The organism is Streptomyces sp. A1136, assembly GCF_004795055.1.
Taxonomy (GTDB): Bacteria; Actinomycetota; Actinomycetes; order Streptomycetales; family Streptomycetaceae; genus Streptomyces.
In genome coordinates, this window is the sequence record NZ_SSBJ01000004.1 from 35,362 (window position 1) to 55,472 (window position 20,111).

Genomic DNA, 20,111 nt, shown 5'->3' on the forward strand with positions numbered 1-20,111 from the left:
GGATCCAACCGTCGGCCTCCGCTTGTAAAGGCGCGGAAGACAAGCGAGTGGAACCGCGTACGGAAAAGCGATCTCTACGGCAAGGGTGAATGTCATGCGTGTGCGTTCTTGGAAGTTCCGTCTCGGTCTCGTCATTTCGTCCACCCTGGTCGGGGCCGGTGCGATGGCTCCGGCGGCCACGGCCGCGCCGACGTACCAGCCGGCCTCCGCGTCCGTCGGCCACGCCCTCGGCTCGCCGTTCGGCAACGGTGAAAGTCGCCCGGGCGCGGGCCGGTTCGGGGCCGACGGCTCGGTGCTCGGCAACGTCAAACTGGGCCAGGGCAACGTCAAGGTCGGAAACGGCAGTGTCCGTGTCGGTGATCGGATATGCGCGGGCAACTGCACGGGATCGGTCAACGGCACCAAGGGCGGCAGCGGCGGTATCTGCGCCGGGCTGTGCAACGGAAGCGCCAACGGCGGCGACGGCACCGAGGGCGGCCAGGGCGGCAACGGCACGAACGGCGGCAAGGGCGGTATCTGCGCCGGGGTCTGCAACGGCAGCGCCAACGGCGGCAACGGCGGCAACGGCGGGGCAGCGCCCCCCGGTGGTGACGGCGGCAACGGCGGCCGCGGCGGCAACGGCGGTATCTGCGTCGGCACCGGCTGTGAGACCAGTGGACAGGGCGGCCGCGGCGGCAACGGCGGCGCCGGCTGACGACCGCCGGGACCCCGGTGCCGCGCGGTGGGGACGGCGGCTCGACGCCCTCCGCCGCCCGGCACACGTGTGGATCACTCGATAGACTTCGGGTAGGCAGTGTCGTCCGCGCCGGACGACGCTCGTGACCGGCGGCGCGATGCGGAGCGCGTGTGGAGACCGGTCACGGACCATCCAGGACGGGGTCGGCATGATCGACACCTTCACCCACGGGCACCGCGGCGCCGGGCCTCGTCGGTCCGGTCGGGGGACGGGGGCGCCCGATGAGTTCGAGATCTGACCTGAGCGTGTACACGGATCGAGCCTCCGGTCTGATCGGCAAGCAGATCGCCGGTTACCGGGTCGACAGCATGATCGGCCGCGGCGGCATGGCCGTCGTCTACTGCGCGAAGGACCTGCGCCTGGACCGGACGGTCGCGCTCAAGCTGATCGCCCCGGAACGTGCCCGTGACGAGACTTTCCGGCGCCGCTTCACCCACGAGTCCAGGGTGGCGGCGCAGATCGACCACCCGCACATCGTCCCGATCTACGAGGCCGGTGAGACCGACGGCGTCCTCTACATCGCCATGCGCTACGTGGCCGGTCTGGACCTGCGGGCCCTGTTGGACCGGGACGGCCCGCTCCCCGTCGCGACGGCCCTGCGCATCGGCACCCAGGTGGCATCGGCCCTCGACGCGGCCCACGAGCACGACCTGGTGCACCGGGACGTCAAGCCGGGGAACATCCTGGTCACCACGGGCACCGACAGCGACCACCCCGAGCACGTCTACCTCACGGACTTCGGGCTGACGAAGAGGTCGCTGGCCCTCACGGGGTTCACCACGGCGGGGGAGTTCGTCGGGACGGTCGACTACATGGCGCCGGAACAGATCTCCGGCCGGCCGGTGGAAGGCAGGTGCGATCTCTACAGCCTCGCCTGTGTCGTCTACGAATCCCTCGTCGGCGGGCCGCCCTTCGAGCGTGACGACGACGTGGTGGCGCTGTTGTGGGCCCACCAGTACGACCCGCCCCCGGCGCTGACCGAAAGGCGGCCGGGGATCGCGCCCGCCGCCGACGACGTCATGGCGAAGGCCCTGTCGAAGATCCCCGAGGACCGTTACGGCTCCTGCCTGGAATTCATGGCGGCCCTGCGTGCCGCGACGGGAGTCGGCGCCGGAAAGGGCGCCGAGGTCTCGTCCCGGACGCGGGCCCGCCACCCCGGGACGATGGTGAACACGCCACCCCCGCAGCCGCCCCGCTGGGCGCGGCCGGTCTTCCGCGGCCTTCCGGGCACGGCGTAGTACCGCGCCCGCACGAAACGGCCCCGCCCCACCCGGTCAGGGGTGGGGCGGGGCCGTTTCGTGCGGGCAACGGGGCCGCCGGGCGGCGATCGTTACGCGGGAAGCCGGGGGGTCACAGACCCAGGGAGATGGCCAGTCGGGTCATCTCCGCCGTGCTGTTGATGCCCAGCTTGGCTCGGATGCGGCGGAGGTAGGCGTCGACCGTGTGCTTGGAAAGTCCCATGTGGCGGGCCGTCTGGAGGTAGGTGCGCCCGGCGGCGATGTGCCGCAGCGCCTCCTGCTCGCGCGGGGCCAGCGTAGGCGCGGCGGTGTCGGTCTGCGGCGTGGCGAGTGTGAGGCTCATGGGATTTCCTCCGACGGATCGGGTCGGTCATCGCTGCTCGCGCCCTCGGAAGCAGGGGACAAATACCTGAATGTCGCTGTTTGTCCCTACTGAAAAGCGTGCTCGCGTGACGTCATGACCGTGTCCGTCGACTGTCACAGGCGCGTCACAGGGGACACGCCGTGCGGAGTCCTCAGAACCCGACGAGCGACTGCTCGGCCCAGATGGTCTTGCCGACGGGGGCGTGCCGGGTGCCCCAGCGTTGGGCGAGCTGGGCCACCAGCAACAGGCCCCGCCCTCCCTCATCGAAGATCCGGGCCCGCCGCATGTGGGGGGCGGTACTGCTCGCGTCGGAGACTTCGCAGATCAGAGTGCTGTTCTCGCTCTCGTGGATCAGCCGCAGCTGGATCGGCGGCTCGCCGTAGCGGATGGCGTTGGTGACGAGCTCACTGACCACGAGTTCGGTGACGAAGCCGGCCTCCTCCAGCCCCCAAGCCGTCAATTGATCGTTGGTGTACCGGCGGGCCTGGGCGACGACGGAGGGATCGGAGGGCAGGTCCCAGACGACGACCTGGTCGGCATGGAGGGCTCGGGTGCGGGCCACGAGCAGGGCGACGTCATCCTCGGGCGGGTGGGTCAGCATGGCCGTGAGCACGCGGTCGCAGACCGTCTCCAGGGTGGAGGCGGGCCGGATGAGCGCCTCGAACATGTTGTCCAGGGCGTCGTCGATGTCGTGGTCGCGGGCCCTCAGCAGGCCATCGGTGTACAGGGTGAGGATGCTGCCCTCGGGAAGCTCGACCTCGGCGGCCTCGAAGGGCAGGCCCCCCAGGCCCAGCGGCGGACCGGCGGGCACGTCCAGGAGGTAGACGGAGCCCTCCGGAGAGACCACGACGGGCGGGGGATGGCCGGCCCGGGCGACGGTGCACCGGCGGGTGACCGGGTCGTAGACCACGTACAGGCAGGTGGTGCCGATACCCCCGGAGGCCTCCGCCGAGGCGTCCTGATCGGCCTCGTCGGCGGAAAGGTGGATGATCAGGTCGTCCAGATACGTGAGCAGCTCGTCGGGAGGCAAGTCCACATCGGCCAGGGTCCGCACCGCGGTGCGCAACCGGCCCATCGTGGCGGTGGCACGGATGCCATGGCCGACGACGTCACCGACCACCAAGGCCACCCGCGCGCCCGACAGCGGGATCACGTCGAACCAGTCGCCGCCCACGCCGGCCCCGGTACCGGCGGGCAGGTAGCGCGAGGCGATCTCCAGTGCGGCCTGCGTCGGCATCGTGTGCGGGAGCAGGCTGCGCTGTAGCGTCATCGTGGTCGTGTGCTCGCGGGTGTACCGGCGCGCCTTGTGGATGCCCGCAGCAGCCCTCGTCGTCAATTCCTCGGCCAGCCACAGGTCTTCCGGCTGGAACGGTTCCCGGTGCTGGTGACGGCTGAAGAAGGCCAGACCGAACGTGATGCCGTCGGCGTGCAGCGGCAGGACCATCATCGAGTGGGTGCCGTCCCCGCTGATCAGGGCGGCTCCCCTGTCCTGGGCCACCCACCGGGCGATACCCGGGTCGGCCCTCCCGTAGACGGCGCCCCGGCCCGCGGCCAGACACTCCACGGGAGGTGACAGCGGGGGATAGACGGTCGTCTCCCCGACCCCGACCTCGACCTCCGTGTTCCCCGCGAGGATCGAGCGCGCGGCGGTGCGGCGCGCGGCGACGGGCCCTGCCCCCGGGCGGGAAGACGAATCGTCCCCGCGCGGGGACGGCTCCAGCAGGTCGACGACCGCGAAGTCGGCGAGCCGGGGAACGGCGATGTCCGCCAGTTCCTGCGCGGTGCGGGCACTGTCGAGGGTGGTGCCGATGACGGGGTCCGCGTGGTCCGGCAGGAGCATTTCCCGACGATCGGCCTCGATGACCGTCCGGTCGTGCGCGGCGAGGTACACGGCGACGACCCGGCCGCCGGAATCCCGCAAGGGGGCCAGAGAGGTGGCCCAGCCGCGCTTTTCCGTCCCGGCGCCCGGGGATCGCACGAACGCGTGCACGTTCTGCGGTTCACCCGTCTCCAACGTGAGTCGCATACTTCGCTCGGCGTCGTCGCTCACCGGGTCCGGCGCGATCTCGGGCAGACGCAGCCCGCGCATCTCGGCCTCCGTGAGGGAGAGCGTGCGCTCCATGCCGGCGTTCGCCCGTACCAGCCGCAGTTCCGCGTCGAAGATCGCCAGGAGGCAGGGGGACTGGGTGAAGGCCCATTCGTTCAACGCGTCGTCCAAGGGCGTACGGAACGCGGTCGCCACCGCGGACACCACGGACCACTTCGTGGTCCCGCCGGTGGACGTCCAGCGGTGCGCGAGCACTGCCTGTTCCAGCCGTAGGCCGTTACGGTGCCGCAGCGCCACGGTGCCGCTCCAGCGTTCCTGCCCGGCCGGGATCCGCCACGCCGTGTCGGTGACACCGTCGGCGAGCAGGCGGGCGGCGGGCAGACCCACGACCTCGGAGGGGGCGTATCCGAGCAGACGACTGGCGCCTTCACTCCACTCGGTGACGGTGCCCTGGTCGTTGATGCTGGCCGTGGCCGAGTATGTCGGCTCGGGGGAGGCGTCCGTCTTCTCCGGGTACTCACCAGGAGAGGTGGGAAGTCGCTCCATCGTCGCTCATCTCGCCGTCGCTAGTTTCCTGCCCGCTGTCACGCGGGAACCTGCACGGGCTCCACTGACAAGCATCATCCGGCCGGGCGACGAGCACCAACGCAGCGCGGTGAAGAGGGTCGCCGGAGCAGGACCGTTCAGGGACGGGGATCGCCGGAGCCGGCAGGGCCGATGACGTGGGCTGCCGGCTGATGACGGCTGATGACGTGCCTGCGGGCCGGGCTCCTTCCGGAGGCCCGACCCGCAGGTCTGTATGGGGCGTCGTGACCGACGAGCGTGTGCCCTGCCGTCGTCCGCCGCGCTGTCAGTGGTGGTTGTGGTGGTGGTGATGGTGGTGGTGGTGATGGTGCCTGTTGTGGTGGTGCCTGTCGTGGTGGTGCCTGTCGTGGTGGTCGTGATGCCAGTCGTGGCTCTGGACGACGCTCGCCACCGGTGTGGCGGGCATGGCGGACACCGTCGCTGCGGAGGCCGGGAGGATGGCGGCACCGGACAACAGGGCACCCGAGACCAGAATCATCGCGAGGCGAGAGCCCCGACGGCTGGGACGGGCCGTGTCATTGCTGTGAGCGTTGCTGGTCATGGTTTTCTCCTGCCGATGAGTGTGGCGATATCGGTGTGAACCGGTGGACCGTCCAAGGGGCGCCGATTCGATCGGAAAGAACGTTTCTCGGAGAGACTCGGTCTTGCCGTTCCGCCCTTTCGCCTTTCCGGCGAGGTCCGTGCTTCAAGTAAGCCCGCGGTGCCGGGCAGGGTCATGTTCCGAGGACTCGGGACTTGACGCGGTCAAAAGACGCATGTAAAAGCCGCGTGAAGCGCCGCGAGGTGCGGCCGAACCTTTGAGTGGCGGGAGTGGCGGGAGTGGCGGCCGACATGGATGGCCGCACGAACCATGTGGACGGGGCGGACCACAAGCCGGTCCCGCGGAGAGACGGAGACCGACACCCCGCACGTCGTGGGAGCGTGCCGGGCCGGCCCCGGGCGGCACTGAAAAGATCGCGGCCTTCCCGCCACGTGCCCAGGCCTCTCCCATCAGGCGGTCACGGGCGCTCGTCAAGTCACGAAAAATCGCGCCATGACGCGACCCGAGGCCGAGGGCTTACTCAAGACGTGGGCCACCGCAGCATGTGACCCATCCGCGTCAGCTCGCGAGGGGACGGGGCCGTCCGGCTCCGTCTTCACGTTTTTTCGCGGGAGCGGAATTTCCATGATTCACGTCCCCGGGACGTGGAGCCATAATGGCCAGAGGAGCAGGAAATGCGGATAGCCATCGTTTCCCCGATGTCCCACGACGAGGGGAGAGTGTCGTGACCTCCCTACCTCCTTCGTCCGAGCGCCCCACCGGCCCACCGTCCGGTCCGTTGTCCGCTCGGCCGACGGATGAGCAGCCATCGCCACCCGGCCTTCCGCCGCCAGCCGGGCCACCACCAGGGCCCCCGGCGCCGCCGGCGGGCGGCGGCGAGCAGGGCGGACCGGGCGGACGCCGTGGAGGGCCGGCTCACGGGTGGCGGTCACGCAGAACGGTGATGAGTGCCGGCGCGGCAGTGGGCATCGCGACGGCGGTGGTCCTCGGCTTCACCGTCATGGGCGGGAACAAGGCGAGCGGCGGTGAGGTGTTCCTCCAGGCCACCTCGGCGGCCGGCCTCGACCCGTTCACTCCCTCGACGGCCACCGCGTCCGAGCAAACCGAGGTCACGCCCGCCATGGCCAATGCGTCGAAGACCGGGGCGAGCGGTGCGCGAACCCTACAGGTCGACGGCGCGCAGCCCGGCCTGTACGGAGGTACGAGGAACGTCGCGAGCTGCGACGTCGAGAAGCAGATTCAGTTCCTCGGGCAGCACACGGACAAGCGGAGGGCCTTCGCCCAACCCCTGAACATCCAGGAGTCCGGCGTGCCCGCCTACTTGCGGTCACTGACGCCCGTTCGGCTGAGCTGGGACACCCGGGTCACCAATCACGGGTACAGGAACGGCGCGACCACCAGTTACCAGGCGGTCCTGCAAGCAGGCACCCCGGTGCTGGTCGACAACCACGGCGTACCTCGCGTCCGCTGCGCCTGCGGCAACCCCCTGGCCCCGCCCGTCGCCGTCAAGGGCAAGCAGACGTACAGCGGCAAACAGTGGACGTCCTTCCGGTCCTCCGATCTCGTTGCGGTCAAGCCTGCCGAGAAGCCGGTGAAGGCCGTCACGATGTTCGACCAGAGCCACAAGGGCTGGTACCAGCGCCCGAGCGGCGACGCGCAGGGCAGGCATGACCACGAGATCCCCGCCCCTAGCGGCCAAAAGCCCGACTCGCCGTATCCGGTCCTCCCGGCGCCTCAGCAGGAACCAGGGGTGAAGCCGCCGGAGACGCCCCAGGACAAGAGCCCGGACCAGAACCAGAACCAGAACCCCGGCCAGAACCAGAACCCCGACAAGGACCAGAACAAGGTCCCGGACAAGAACCAAAACCCTGGCCAGGACCAGCAGAAGCCGGATCAGAACAAGGTGCCGGACAAGGACCAGAACCCTGGCCAGGACCAGCAGAAGCCGGATCAGAACAAGGTTCCGGAGCAACCCAAGCAGGATCAGAACAAGCAGGACCAGAACAAGGTGCCGGACAAGGACCAGAACCCTGGCCAGGACCAGCAGAAGCCGGATCAGAACAAGGTTCCGGAGCAACCCAAGCCGGATCAGAACAAGCCGGATCAGAACAAGGTCCCGGACCAGAACAAGCAGGACCAGCCTAAGCAGGACCAGAACAAGGTCCCAGACCAGAACAAGCAGGACCAGCCTAAGCAGGATCAGAACAAGGTTCCGGAGCAACCCAAGCCGGATCAGAACAAGAAGGACCAGAACAAGGTCCCGGATCAGAACAAGGTCCCGGACCAGCCTAAGCAGGATCAGAACAAGGTCCCGGACCAGCCTAAGCAGGATCAGAACAAGGTCCCGGACCAGCCCAAGCCGGATCAGAACAAGGTCCCGGACCAGCCCAAGCCGGATCAGAACAAGGTCCCGGAGCAACCCAAGCAAGACCAGAACAAGCAAGACCAGAACAAGGTCCCGGAGCAGAACAAGGTCCCCGACAAGAACCAGAATCCAGGTCAGGACCAGGGCAATCAGCAGGATCAGGGCCCAGGCCAGAAGACCGACAACCAGCCCGGTCAGGAGCAGCCGTCCGGCTGATCCTGGTTCCCGCTCGGGGACGGAGACGCCCGACTGGGGAGAGATCCCGGTCGGGCGTCTGTCACGGAGTCCGCCGTGCCACTCCTGCCACGCGTCATGACCGGTAGTCCTCAGCCGCCCGCCGACCACCTGCCGCCCTCTCCTGTCCGCGGTACGTTGGAGGAACCTGCGGGGCGCCGGCGAAGGAAGGTCTGGCCCATGGCAGCGACGGACAGTGCCCGTTCCGGCAGATCGCTCTCCGGCTTTCTCGGGAGCCCGCTCATCGGGATGTCTCCCTGGATCGCGTTCTCGATCCTGGTGGGGCCGGGACGTTTCGAGTGGGCGGTAGGGGCGGCGCTCGTCATCTCGCTCGCCCTCGTGATCGGCGGTCGGGTGGCTGCACGCGGGAGCTCGGTGAAGATCCTGGAAGTTTCCGATCTCGTGTTCTTCGCGATCATGGCGGTCGTCGGCGCTGTCGCGAGCCCGGGGACGCACCGTTGGCTGGAGACGTACGCGGGCGAGATCTCCAACCTCGCGCTGGTGGCCATCGCCTTCGGCTCGATGGCGCTCAGGGTGCCGTTCACCATCCAGTACGCACGTGAGCAGGTCCCGCCGGCCTACTGGACGACGCCCACCTTCCTGCGGACGAACTACCTGATCACCGCCGCTTGGGGGGTGGCCTTCCTGGTGGCCGCCATCGCCGGCGGCTACGGCGACCTGGTCCTGCACAACCCCAACAACATCTGGACGGGATGGATCATCCAGATCCTGGCCATCGTCGCGGCTCTGCGCTTCACCGTCTGGTACCCCGAGGTCGTCCGCGCCCGGGCTCGCGGCGACCGGCCCGTTCCGTCGGCGGCGGACCTGTTGCTCCCGCTGGCGGGGATGCTCGTACCGGTGGGGATCGCCGTGCTCGTCTTCGACGGAGACATGTGGTGGCTCGGCGTCGGCCTCATAGTGATCGGCGGCTGGCTGACCCGGCGGCTGAAACATCGGGTCGACAGCGAGACGCCCGCCACCCGGCGGGACTTCGACGCTCCCGCATGACATATGTACTCGCCAGGAGATGATTCGCCGCCCTACTGGCGTGGCTGCCGCTCTCCCTAGACTTCACACATGTCGAAAACACGCGAAGAGGGACGGGACGACGCTTGGGAAGGCGTCGTCACCGATATGTCCCGGGGGATGCTCGACGGCTCGAACATGTACCACTTTGTCGAGATCTGCCTCGCCGACGGCGCATCCGTCAAGGTCCGCATCGGCCGTCAACTCTGGAAGTCGGTCGCGGTCGGCGATCGGATCGTCAAGCGGCCGGGCGCCGACCCGGTCAAGGAGTAGCCATCGGATCCGCACCGGGCCCAAGCCGGGCAAGCAGCCGCCCGCCACGGGCAGCATGATGGAGGGAGCGGCGTGGGGCCGCCCAGGGCGAGCCCGCGCCCGCCCCTCGGCGCGTGAGCAGAAGGAGGCGCACCTGTGATGACGGATCACCAGGGCGGCCCGTCGGCCCAAGACCTCGAAGAAAGCGTGCTGCTCAAGGAGCTGGAGGCCATCCACCGCACGCGCCACGAGACCCTGCTGCACGGGTCCGACGATGCGCTGGTCACCCACACGAAGCGGATGAACGAGCTGGAACTCGAATACCTGCGCCGTCACCCGCAGCGCGCCCAGACCTCGTCCCGCACCCGCTCGGGCGCCCGTGCCCGTACCGCCGAGGAGAACTGAGGCCCACGGGGCGCCGCACCCGGTTCGCCGCGCCGGGGGCACGACCGGCGACAGAACGGGTCAGGCCTCGGCGCGGGTGCCACCGGCGGGCCGGTCGGGGCCGGACGGTGCGGGAGTGACGGTCGCCGGTTCGGCCGGGTGCGGCCGGTAGCGGGAGACGGCGACCCCGGCCAGACAGAGCACTCCGCCGAGCAGGGTCAGCCACCCGGGCACCTCGCCCAAGAGGGCCCAACTCAGCAGCACCACGATCGCGGGAACGGCGTAAGTCGTCGCGCCCAGCTTGCCGGCGGGTGTGCGGGCCAGGGCGTAGGTCCACGCGATGAACGCGAGGGCGGTCGGTACCACGCCCAGGTAGACCATGTTCAGCGTCGCGGAGATCGGCGCCCTCGACAGTTCCGTGACCAGTTGCCCGGCGAAGGGCAGGCAGGCCACCGCGCCCGTCATGCAGCTGTAGGCGGTGATCTGCAGGGGCGTTCCGAAGGACAACGCGGGCTTCTGTGCGACGACGCCGGTCGCGTAGGCCACGGCCGCGAGCAGGCACAGGGCGACGCCGAGCACCGAGGTCGACGCGTTGCCACCGGAGGACATGGACACACCCACGACGACCGCCCCGACGAAGGAGACCGCCATGCCGGACAACAGGCGTGGCGCAAGCGCCTCGCCCAGCAGACGCGCGGCGAGCAGCGCCATCAGGATGGGCCCGGTGTTCACGAGCAGGGAAGCCGTACCCGCGTCGACCAGTCGTTCCCCCCAGTTCAAGGCGACCGTGTAGCCACAGAACCACACCACGCCGGAGACCAGGATGCCCCGCCAAGCCCTACGGGGTGGCAAGCCTTGGCGGCGGATCAACAGCAGGGCGGCGAGCACCACGGAACCGGCCAGCAGGCGGCCGAGGGCCAAGGCCCCGGGGGAGTAGGCGGCGCCCGCGCTGCGGATGGAGACGAAGGCGGAGGCCCAGGCGAAGACCGTGAAGGTCACGGCGCCGGCCGTGAGGGCGCGAGGCGATATCCGACGCGGAGGGAGGCGGGTCATGTGTGCACCTTAACCCAGAACACTTCGGCACTCACCGAAATATGTTCGCGTGTCCGGTGCGTGTGCGCGCCCACCCCACGCGCGCTCACTTCCAGTCGTCAGGGGTGATTCCCAGCAGTTCCCGGAAGGCGTGCTCCCCGGCCGAGGTCACATCCAGGGCCCGCCCGCCGCCCACCGGGCGCACGACCCAACCTCGACCAAGCGCCCGTGCGCACAGTCGCGCCCCGGCGATGCCCCCCAGGTGGCGGCGGCGTTCCGTCCAGTCCAGGCAGGAACTCGCCGGGGGCCTGCGGCCCTCGGGCGCGAGGTCGACACCCACCAAGGCGCACCACCGCCGACCGGCCTCCGTCAACTCGAACACACCCTCCGTGCGGAGCAGCCCACGCCGTTCCATGGCGTCCGTCACCGCCATCCCCAGGCGGCCCGCGAAGTGGTCGTAGCAGGTGCGGGCGCGGGCGAGCGGGTCGGGCGCCGCGACCACGGGCACCGTGTGCGCCGCGTCCCGGTCCGGAATCGCGTAGGAGGCGAGTTCGTCGAGGAGGCGGGCGGTCGCCGCGTCGGCCACCCGCACGTAACTGTGTCGGCCCTGGCGCTCGGTCACACAGAGGCCGGCCTCCGTCAGCCGGGCCAGATGGCCGCTCACGGTGGACGGCGCGACCGCGGTGATCCGGGCCAGCTCGCCCGCCGTCCAGGCGCGTCCCTCCAGCAGCGTCATGCAGATGGCGGCCCGGGTCTCGTCGGCCAGGGCCGCGGCCAAGGCCGCGAGGCGTGCGGCGGGGGCGACGCCTTCCGTGACCGTCCCCTCGCCCGGAGCGCCCCTGTCCGGAACCCCCTCTTCCGGAACCCCCTCTTCCGGAACCCCCTTGTCCGGTGCTGCGTCGTCCGGTGCCGCGGCGTGCGATGTGTTCATGCTTCCATGATGTCCCATCGTTTCGGTCAGTGTCGAAGTATCGGTGACGCCCTTCTGAGAGTCCGCACCGCGCCGGGGCCGCGAACTGGTGGCCTACTCCACAACCGATGCCGGCCCATGCAAATAGGTATCCGCCATACGTGTTTGCTAGCGTCCTGGCGTGCGGCTGACGAAATTCACTGACCTGGCGCTGCGCGCCGTGATGCGCCTGGCGGTCGCCGGGGAGGGCGCGCCGCTGACCACCCGCGAGGTGGCGGAGGCCATGGGCGTGCCGGCCACCCACATGGCAAAGGCGATCACCCGGCTCCAGCACCTGGGCGTACTGGAGGCCCGGCGGGGGCGTGGTGGCGGCCTCGGGCTGACCTCCCTCGGGCGCCGTGCTTCCGTCGGCTGGCTCGTGCGGGAACTGGAAGGGGAGGGCGAGGTCGTCGCCTGCGAAGGCGATTCGCCCTGCCCCCTGCGCGGCGCCTGCCGGTTGCGCCGGGCGTTGCGCGGCGCGCAGGAGGCCTTCTATGCCGCCCTCGATCCGCTGACCGTGGCCGACCTGGTCTCCTCGCCCACCGGGCCGGTGCTCCTGGGGCTCGTCGGTCCCCGCCCCGGCTGACCCTCGCGCCGCCCACTCTCCAGGGCAAGCTCGCGCGAAAACACGAAAGCGAAATACCAGTTTGAGGAGTCGCTGTGCTCTCTGAGCAGTCCACCCCCGTCATCCGCGCCACCCTGCCCCTCGTGGGTGCGGCCATCGGCGAGATCACCCGGCTGTTCTACGCCAAGCTCTTCGAGGACCGGCCCGAGCTGCTGCGGCACGTGTTCAACCGGGGCAACCAGGCCAGCGGAGAGCAGCAGAAGGCGTTGGCGGGCTCCATCGCGGCCTTCGCGGGCATGCTCCTCGATCATCCCGAAACCCGGCCGGACTCCCTGCTCTCCCGCGTCTCCCACAAACACGCCTCGCTCGGCATCACCTCCGACCAGTACAAACTCGTCCACCGGCACCTCTTCGCCGCCATCGGTGACGTCCTCGGCGATGCCGTCACCGAGGAAGTGGTCGCGGCCTGGGACGAGGTCTACTGGCTTATGGCCAACGCGCTGATCGCCGCCGAGGCCCGGCTCTACCAGGACGCCGGCGTCCCCGAGGGTGAGGTCTGGCAGCGGATGGAGATCGTCGAGCGACACGAGGAGACCCCCGACGCGGCCTCCTTCGTGCTGCGCCGCACCGACGGCGCTCCCGCGGGCTCCTTCCGTCCGGGCCAGTACGTGAGCGTCCGGGTGGAACTGCCCGACGGCGCCATTCAGATACGCCAGTACAGCCTCTCCTGCGCCCCCACCGACCACCGGTGGCGCATCACGGTCAAGCGCGTGCGCGGTGGCGCGGGACCGGAGGGCGAGGTGTCCGCCCGGCTGCACGAACACGCCCGCGCGGGCGACCTGCTCACCGTGTCCGCGCCGTTCGGCGACCTCGTCCTGCCGGAGGACGATGGTCCGCTGCTGCTGGTGTCCGCCGGTGTCGGCGTCACGCCCATGCTGTCCATGCTCCACCACCTGGCCGTCCAGGAGAGGGCGCGTCGCGTGATCGTGGTCCACGCCGACCGCGCCCCGGTCGACCACGCCCACCGGGACGAGCAGCGCCGACTCGTCCGGGAGCTCCCCGATGCCCGGCTGCACCTGTGGTACGACGAGCCGCGCGCCGGCGTACCGGACGCGTCGCCCGGCCGCGTCGACGTATCCGGACTCCGACTGCCGGAAGGGCTGACCGCGTACCTCTGTGGGCCCCTGCCCTTCATGCGGGCGGTACGCGGTGACCTGCTGCGTCGTGGCCTGCCGGCACAGGCGATCCACTACGAGGTCTTCGGCCCCGACCTCTGGCTCGGCGGTGAGTAGACCGGGCGGCAGGGAAAGGAGCGCAGGCACATGAACACCACGTCCGCCGCCGTGGCCGCCGCGGTCACCTTCCTGTGGCTCGGGATGGTCCTGGCGATCTCCTTCGTGGAGGCACCGCTGAAGTTCCGGGCACCCGGCGTGACCGTGCCCATCGGGCTCGGCATCGGTCGCATCGTCTTCCGGGCGCTCAATCGGCTGGAGGCGCTGTCCGCCACCGCGATCATCGTGGCGGTCGCCACCGGAGGGCCGCCCGGGTCCGTGGTCGTGGCGACCGCCGTCGCGGGGCTCGTGTCGGCCGTCCAATTCGTCGTGATCCGGCCGGCCCTCAACCGCCGCTCCGACCGGGTGCTCGCCGGCGAGACCCTTCCGCGCTCCCGCGCCCACCTCTTCTACGTGACCGCCGAGTCGGTGAAGGTCCTGGCCCTTCTCGTCCTGGGCATCGCGCTGCTCAGGGCCTGACGCCTGGGCGGGCGGGTCGGATGAGGAGCAGGGCGATGTCGTCGGTGCGGGCCCGCACCGACTGCCCGGCGAAGTCCGGTACCCGGGGCGCGGTGGCGTAGTGCCACCGCGCGGCGTGCTCCGGCGGGAGCGGCTGCGAAAGCACGCCCGCGCGACCGCCTCGATGGGGAGCAGCAGCACCTCACTCGCGGCGGCCGTCCCCTCCCGGGCCCGAGCCGTGGTGCGTCCGGGACCGCGAGGTCGAATGCGGCAGGCCCGGGCGGGTGGTGCGGCGCGGGGGAGTTACCTCGAACGGCCGAGGGTTCCGCCGTGCCGGCGGGGCAAGCGCGGGCTGCACGGTCGGCAGGTGACCGGGCTCGGGGATGAGCACGCCGTGCCCCCTTGAAGGAGGGGACGTCACCGTCCCGACCGCTGCGGCCGGGACGGTGACGCTCAATCGGATACCGGATACCGGATACCGGATACCGGAGACGGGACGCACACCGGTGTCGGGACAGCGGCCGTGCGAACAGTTCGTCAGCGTCCGAGGGCGTCCCGCACGTCCGGGTGGTTGTCCCCGGATTCGGGCCTTTTCGACATCCCGCGGTCGCGCCGCCCGCCAGAGTTGGCCCGTGATCATTCAGACGCCCCCCACAGCCGACGGCCCCGACGAGCCCGTACCCGTGCCTGCGCGCCGACCGTCCCGACGTACCGTCATCGCCGGAGCGGCGGCCGTCACGGGAGCTGGCGCACTGCCCGTGGCCCCGGCGTCCGCGCTGACCACGCGAGCTCCCGCGCGCGCCGCGGACACCGACTGGGAGACCTGCCTCGCCATCGCCCGGGCCATCCTCGTACGGGACGACGACGATCAGCCCCTGGTGCCGCGCTACGCGGACATCCTGCTGAGGGACGGCCTGCCCCGGGCCCGCCGCACCGGCAGAAGGGTGCTGGTCGTCGGTGCCGGTCCCGCCGGCCTCAGCGCGGCCCACCTGCTCCGGGAGGCCGGGCACCAGGTCACCGTCATCGAGGCCAACGGCAACCGGGTGGGCGGACGGATCAAGACCTTCCGTACCGGCGGCCACGAGAAGTCCCCGGCGCCCTTCGCGGACCCCAAGCAGTACGCCGAAGCCGGCGCCATGCGCATCCCCGACAGTCACCCCCTGGTCACCGGGCTCATCGACGGCCTCGGCCTCAAGCGCAGGCGCTTCCACCTCGTCGACGTCGACGGGGCCGGCCGCCCGGCGAACCGTACGTGGATCTTCGTCAACGGAATCCGCGTACGCCGGGCCGACTACGCGCGCGCTCCGCAGGCCGTCAACCGCTCCTTCGGGGTCCCGGCCGCCCACGAGTCGGTCCCGGCCGCGCAGATCGTGCGCAACGCCTTCGCTCCCGTCCGCAAGGAGATCGAGGGGAAGAAGGACAGGGCGCTCGTCGAAGGCTGGGCGCGCGTCATCCAGCGCTACGGCCACATGTCGATGTACCGGTACCTGACGGAGGAGGCGGAACTCGACGAGCGGACCATCGACCTGATCGGAACCGTCGAGAACCTGACCTCCCGGCTGCATCTCGCCTTCGTGCACAGCTTCATCGGGGCGTCACTGATCAGCCCCGACACCGCCTTCTTCGAGCTGCCCGGCGGCACGGCCACCCTGGCCGACGCCCTCTACGCGCGCGTCAAGGACCTGGTGCGGCTCGATCGCCGGGCCACCCGGATCACGCACGGCGAGGGCAAGGTCACCATCGACACCGTCTCCGAGGGCCGCGGCGGCGACCCGGTGCGACGGGAGACGTTCACGGGCGACGCGGCGATCATCACCGTCCCCTTCTCGGGGCTGCGCCACATCCCGGTCACCCCGGCCCTTTCCTACGGCAAGCGGCGCGCGATCACGGAACTCCACTACGACGCCGCCACCAAGGTCCTGTTGGAGTTCAGCCGCCGCTGGTGGGAGTTCGACGAGGCCGACTGGAAGCGCGAACTGGAAGCCGTACGACCCGGCTTGTACCGGGAGTACCAACTGGGGCGGACCCCCGTGGACGGCAGCCTGCTGGGCGCGCACGCCTCCGTACCCAAGGGGCACGTCTCCGCCGCCCAGCGCTCCCACTACGCCGCTTGCCGGCTCGTCACGCGTGATCAACCCGAGGCGGTCGGCGTCATCGGCGGAGGCTCGGCCACGGACAACCCCAACCGTTTCATGTTCCAGCCGTCCTACCCCGTGGAAGGCAGCAAGGGCGGCGTGCTCCTCGCGTCCTACAGCTGGTCGGACGACGCCCTCAAGTGGGACTCGTTCGACGACGCGGAGCGCTACCCGCGCGCCCTCGCCGGCGTTCAGGACGTGTACGGCCAGCGGATCGAGGTGTTCTACACGGGTGTCGGCCGGACCCAGTCCTGGATGCGCGACGCGTACGCGTACGGGGAAGCGTCCGTGCTGCTCCCCGGCCAGCACACCGAACTCTTCCCGCACGTCCGCAGGCCCGAAGGGAACCTGCACTTCGGGGGGTGTCACACCTCCGTCAAGCCCGCGTGGATCGAAGGAGCCCTGGAATCCGCGGTGCGAACCGCCCTGGAGGTTCACCTGGCACCGTGAGTGCGACCCGCCGGCAGGGCCCCTTCGGCACGTCGGGCTCGTCCGCCTGCCTCGGCGTAGGAGTGCATCGGGCGGGTAACCGCGCTTGCGTACGACGCACGCACTACCGCGGAGGTACTCATGAGCAGGCTGGGAGACATGGCGAACAAGGCCAAGGAGCTGGCGAAGGGCCACCCGGACCAGGCCGACAAGGGCGTCGAGAGCGTCGAACGACTGGTCGATGAGCGTACGGGCAACAAGTACGACGCCCAGACCGACAAGGCCGCCGACGCGGTGCGCCGTTCGTACGGCGGCAACGGTACGACGGAGCGCTGACTGACTCCAGGCCGCGGTGGCCCCGGCGCGCACGGCGCCGGGGCCACCGCTGTCTGCCGGAGCCACCGGGACTCGGCAAAGCCCCTTCGGGGCAAGTGCGTTGACAGTGAAGCAGGGTGGCCGGGATCATCCGGGAGAGCGCTCTCCCACGTGATCGCGGCGGACGGCGCCCCGGCACGTGCTCGTACCGTCGGCGCCCCGGCGCTCCGCGACGAAGGGCAACCCGCATGCGCGACGGCGAGGAGCAGCGACTCGCGGAGGGCCTCGACCCGCGCAGGGGCGTCCACCTGCTGACCGGTGCCGACACCTGGCGCACTCGCCCCGAACAGCTCTGGCCGACGTACTCCTCGGCCGCGCGGAACCCGGAGGCCGGCTGCCCACCACCTGGCTGCACTGGTGCCCGGCGGCGGGCGGCTGGGGGTGACGGAGCCCGGCCGCTTCACCGTCCTCGCGGGACCGAACGCCGGCCGGCTGCCCCTGCGGACGCACTTCGACGTCTGCTAGCCGGACCCGGCCGCTACAGTGCCGCCATGGACACGGGGCGGCGTACGGGAAAGGGCACGACGAACACGGGGGCGGGGGCGGGCGGCGGTACGGGGGCGGCGCCGACGCTGGAAGACGTCGCCCGCGCCGCCGGGGTGTCCCGGGCGACCGTGTCCCGTGTGGTCAACGGCGTGCGGAACGTGGACCCCGCCATCGCGCGGGCGGTCCGGCGGGCCGTCACCGCGACCGGCTACGTACCCAACCGGGCGGCCCGTTCCCTGGTCACCCGCCGCTCCGGAACCGTCGCCCTGGTGGTCTCGGGCGCGGGCGCCGCCGCCGCCGGCGGGCGAGACGATCTCGCGGCCGGGGACTTCCAGGACCCCTTCTTCGGGCGGGTCGTCAGCGGGGTGGTGCGCGCGCTGCGGCCGACGGGCGTGCACCCGGTGCTGATGTTCGCCGAGACCGCGGGGGACCGTGCCGAGGTGCTCGCGTACCTGACACAGGGGAGTGCGGACGGGGCGCTCCTGGTCAGTACCCGTCCGCACGATCCATTGCCCGGGATGCTCGTGGAGGCCCGCCTGCCCGCGGTGTCGTTCGCGCGGCCGCCGGCCGGGGAGCGGCTCGACCACGTGGACCTCAGGCACCGCGACGGCGGGGTGCTGGCTGCCCGGCACCTGCTGGGGCTGGGACGCGGCCGACTCGCGGTGATCGGGGGCCCCGCGGACGTACCGGCGAGCCGGGAGCGGGTGGCGGGCTTCCGGGAGGGCGCGCGGGGAGGGCGGGTCGCGGTGGTCGAGGGGGACTTCACCCTCGACGGGGGCGAGCGGGCGATGTGGTCCCTCCTCGCCGAAAAACCGGATCTGGACGGGGTGTTCGCGGCCAACGACCTGATGGCACAGGGCGCGTGCCTGGTGCTGCGCGAGCACGGCCGTCGGGTACCGCAGGACGTGGCGGTGGTCGGCTTCGACGACTCGGGCGCCGCGGCGGCCTGCCGTCCGAGGCTGACGACCGTGCGTCAGCCGGTAGAGGAGATGGCGGCCGAGATGGTCCGGCTGCTGTCGGACCGCGTCACGAGCGGGTCGGCGGCCGGGCCGGTGTCGGTGCTGTTCACGCCCGACCTGGTGGTGCGCGAGTCGGCGTGAACCGCCGGGGGTCCGTGGTCCCCGACGAAGCCCGCGCCCGGCGCCGACCGGCTGCTTCCCGGGACGCCGACTCCCCCCGCCGCCTGAGGCGCGGCGGGCCGCGCGTAGGCGGGTGGGGTCAGGGTCGCGGCGGGGTCAGGTACCGCCGGGGGTCGTTCCGCCGCGGACGCGCAGGGCCGTGCGCCAGGCGGGGGGTTCGGCGTCGGGCCGGGGTGTCGTCCGCCGGCCGCCCGTGGCGAAGAAGGCGGACAGGGGCAGCGTCGCCGCGCCGACCGTCACCGCGTCCGGACCCAGCGAGCCCATGCCCACGGTGACCCGGCCGGCGGGATGGCGCAGGGAGTACCGGGTGGCGTGCTCGCGTACCGCCGGAAGGATGTGTGGGCCCAGCATCAGGCCCGCCCAGCCGCCGATCAGGATGCGCTCCGGCTGGAAGAGGTTGATGAGGTCGGACAGGCCCGCCCCCAGGTACTCCGCGGTCTCCTCAAGGACCTCCCGCGCTACCGGGTCCTCCCCGACGGCCGCCGCCAGCAGGGCCGAAAGCGCCTCCTCCTCGTCCACGGGGTCCGGGGGGCCGCCGCCCCGCTCCGCCCACCGGGCCAGCAGGGATTCCGCCCCGGTGTAGGCCTCCAGGCAGCCGAGCGCCCCGCACCGGCAGCGCCGGCCGCGCACGGAGACCGTGAGGTGCCCCCACTCCAGCGCGGTTCCCTCCGTCGTCCCGCCGTCCGGCGAGCCGTCGGTGATCAGGCTCGCGCCGACGCCCGAGCCGAACAGCACGACCAATGCCTCCCGGGCGCCGCGACCCGCCCCGAACCACATCTCCGCCTGGCCGAGGGTCCGTGCGCCGTTGTCGATGATGTACGGGACCTCCGGCGGCAGGGCGCCGGTAGCGCGCAGCAGTTCCTCCAGGGGTACCGCGTCCCACCCGATCGTCTGGCCGTGCACCACCGTCCCGCCGGGCCCGGTCCGGTCGACGATGCCGGGCACCCCGATGCCCACGCCGAGCAGCCGTTCCGTGCCGATCCCGGCCTCGGCGAGTACGGTGGCGATCCCGTCCTTGACGTGGTCGACGATGGGGCCGACGTCGTAACAGCCGCGTGGGAGCAACGGCATCTCGGCGCGGGCCATTTCGGTCAGCGTCAGGTCGAACAACTCGACGCGGACGCGGGTCTCGCCGACATCGACGCCGATCATGTGCGCGCTGCCGGGCGCCACGCGCAGCAGGGTACGTGGCCGGCCGCCGTCGGAGTCGACGATCCCCGCCTCCTCCAGGAGCCCGTCCGCGACGAGTTCCCCGACGACGTTGCTGACCGACCCGGAGCTCAGTCCCGTGGCGGGCCCCAGCTCCTGGCGGCTCATCGGCCCGCCGAAGTAGAGCTGTTGGAGGACGGCGCTCCGATTGCCCCGCCGCAGGTCCCGCACCGTTCGCCCGCTACGCCCCGTCGTCATTCGGCCCCTTCCGCAGTGACATCGCTCGCAACATACCCTTGCGTGACCCCTTGACGCGACCCTTTCACGAGGCTTAACTCACGTCCTAAATT

At 71.0% G+C, this 20,111-nt stretch carries 19 protein-coding genes; 12 read left to right on the forward strand and 7 right to left on the reverse strand.

The genetic code is table 11. The features are described from left to right. Nucleotides 1–94: 94 nt before the first annotated feature. Together E6R62_RS39375 and E6R62_RS04975 are read left to right on the forward strand one after the other, a co-directional pair. Complete coding sequence (locus E6R62_RS39375; protein ID WP_168713966.1) at nt 95–694, forward strand: hypothetical protein; 600 nt, start codon at nt 95–97, stop codon at nt 692–694. Between the two features lie 263 nt (nt 695–957). Then, nucleotides 958–1,974 carry a serine/threonine-protein kinase gene (locus E6R62_RS04975; protein WP_136211761.1) on the forward strand — a complete coding sequence of 339 codons (1,017 nt, stop codon included), beginning with the start codon at nt 958–960 and terminating at the stop codon, nt 1,972–1,974. Nucleotides 1,975–2,086: 112 nt separating this feature from the next. Here the strand turns inward: E6R62_RS04975 and E6R62_RS04980 are convergent, their stop codons facing one another. From E6R62_RS04980 to E6R62_RS40215, 3 genes are all read right to left on the reverse strand, one after another. Then, nucleotides 2,087–2,317: a response regulator transcription factor gene (locus tag E6R62_RS04980; protein WP_136211763.1), complete on the reverse strand. Its 231-nt coding sequence runs from the start codon at nt 2,315–2,317 to the stop codon at nt 2,087–2,089. Nucleotides 2,318–2,489: 172 nt separating this feature from the next. Then, nucleotides 2,490–4,931: a SpoIIE family protein phosphatase gene (locus E6R62_RS04985; protein ID WP_136211765.1), complete on the reverse strand. Its 2,442-nt coding sequence runs from the start codon at nt 4,929–4,931 to the stop codon at nt 2,490–2,492. A gap of 304 nt (nt 4,932–5,235) precedes the next feature. Then, on the reverse strand, nt 5,236–5,511 hold the full coding sequence (locus E6R62_RS40215) for a hypothetical protein (RefSeq protein WP_206308649.1): 276 nt from the start codon (nt 5,509–5,511) through the stop codon (nt 5,236–5,238). Nucleotides 5,512–6,454: 943 nt separating this feature from the next. On the opposite strand from E6R62_RS40215, the gene E6R62_RS39380 reads away from it, so the two are divergent. From E6R62_RS39380 to E6R62_RS05015, 4 genes are all read left to right on the forward strand, one after another. Beyond that, on the forward strand, nt 6,455–8,092 hold the full coding sequence (locus E6R62_RS39380; RefSeq protein WP_168713967.1) for a DUF6777 domain-containing protein: 1,638 nt from the start codon (nt 6,455–6,457) through the stop codon (nt 8,090–8,092). Between the two features lie 198 nt (nt 8,093–8,290). Further along, a complete protein-coding gene (locus E6R62_RS05005) occupies nt 8,291–9,118 on the forward strand; it encodes a hypothetical protein (protein ID WP_136211771.1) in 828 nt (275 codons plus the stop codon). Nucleotides 9,119–9,187: 69 nt separating this feature from the next. After that, complete coding sequence (locus tag E6R62_RS05010; RefSeq protein ID WP_136211773.1) at nt 9,188–9,409, forward strand: hypothetical protein; 222 nt, start codon at nt 9,188–9,190, stop codon at nt 9,407–9,409. 138 nt (nt 9,410–9,547) lie between these two features. Then, nucleotides 9,548–9,793, forward strand: a complete 246-nt coding sequence (locus E6R62_RS05015) for a DUF6158 family protein (RefSeq protein ID WP_136211775.1) — start codon at nt 9,548–9,550, stop codon at nt 9,791–9,793. 60 nt (nt 9,794–9,853) lie between these two features. Here the strand turns inward: E6R62_RS05015 and E6R62_RS05020 are convergent, their stop codons facing one another. Continuing rightward, on the reverse strand, nt 9,854–10,825 hold the full coding sequence (locus E6R62_RS05020) for a DMT family transporter (RefSeq protein WP_136211777.1): 972 nt from the start codon (nt 10,823–10,825) through the stop codon (nt 9,854–9,856). 85 nt (nt 10,826–10,910) lie between these two features. After that, nucleotides 10,911–11,735: a helix-turn-helix transcriptional regulator gene (locus E6R62_RS05025; protein WP_136211779.1), complete on the reverse strand. Its 825-nt coding sequence runs from the start codon at nt 11,733–11,735 to the stop codon at nt 10,911–10,913. A gap of 160 nt (nt 11,736–11,895) precedes the next feature. Here E6R62_RS05025 and nsrR point away from each other — a divergent pair, with 160 nt between their 5' ends. The 3 genes from nsrR (at nt 11,896) to E6R62_RS05040 (ending at nt 14,069) form a co-directional block, all read left to right on the forward strand. Further along, nucleotides 11,896–12,339 (forward strand): nitric oxide-sensing transcriptional repressor NsrR, encoded by a 444-nt coding sequence (gene nsrR / locus E6R62_RS05030; protein WP_136211781.1) that lies wholly within the window; start codon nt 11,896–11,898, stop codon nt 12,337–12,339. Between the two features lie 74 nt (nt 12,340–12,413). Then, entirely contained in the window at nt 12,414–13,610 is a 1,197-nt protein-coding gene (locus E6R62_RS05035) for a globin domain-containing protein (RefSeq protein WP_136211783.1), read from the forward strand. A gap of 30 nt (nt 13,611–13,640) precedes the next feature. Further along, nucleotides 13,641–14,069 (forward strand): hypothetical protein, encoded by a 429-nt coding sequence (locus tag E6R62_RS05040; protein WP_136211785.1) that lies wholly within the window; start codon nt 13,641–13,643, stop codon nt 14,067–14,069. Here the strand turns inward: E6R62_RS05040 and E6R62_RS39385 are convergent. Further along, on the reverse strand, nt 14,059–14,214 hold the full coding sequence (locus tag E6R62_RS39385) for a hypothetical protein (RefSeq protein ID WP_168713968.1): 156 nt from the start codon (nt 14,212–14,214) through the stop codon (nt 14,059–14,061). The two genes, E6R62_RS05040 and E6R62_RS39385, sit on opposite strands and share 11 nt — an antisense overlap. 592 nt (nt 14,215–14,806) lie before the next feature. Between E6R62_RS39385 and E6R62_RS05045 the strand changes: the two genes are divergently transcribed. The 3 genes from E6R62_RS05045 to E6R62_RS05055 all read left to right on the forward strand — a co-directional run bounded on the left by E6R62_RS05045 (nt 14,807) and on the right by E6R62_RS05055 (nt 18,573). Continuing rightward, nucleotides 14,807–16,633 carry an NAD(P)/FAD-dependent oxidoreductase gene (locus E6R62_RS05045; protein WP_240801500.1) on the forward strand — a complete coding sequence of 609 codons (1,827 nt, stop codon included), beginning with the start codon at nt 14,807–14,809 and terminating at the stop codon, nt 16,631–16,633. Nucleotides 16,634–16,753: 120 nt separating this feature from the next. After that, nucleotides 16,754–16,948, forward strand: coding sequence for an antitoxin (locus E6R62_RS05050; RefSeq protein ID WP_136211789.1), 195 nt, complete (start codon nt 16,754–16,756; stop codon nt 16,946–16,948). Nucleotides 16,949–17,478: 530 nt separating this feature from the next. Next, nucleotides 17,479–18,573, forward strand: coding sequence for a LacI family DNA-binding transcriptional regulator (locus E6R62_RS05055; protein ID WP_136211791.1), 1,095 nt, complete (start codon nt 17,479–17,481; stop codon nt 18,571–18,573). A 135-nt stretch (nt 18,574–18,708) separates the two neighbouring features. Here E6R62_RS05055 and E6R62_RS05060 read toward each other — a convergent pair whose 3' ends face one another. Further along, entirely contained in the window at nt 18,709–20,019 is a 1,311-nt protein-coding gene (locus E6R62_RS05060; RefSeq protein ID WP_136211793.1) for an ROK family transcriptional regulator, read from the reverse strand. Between the last annotated feature and the right edge of the window lie 92 nt (nt 20,020–20,111).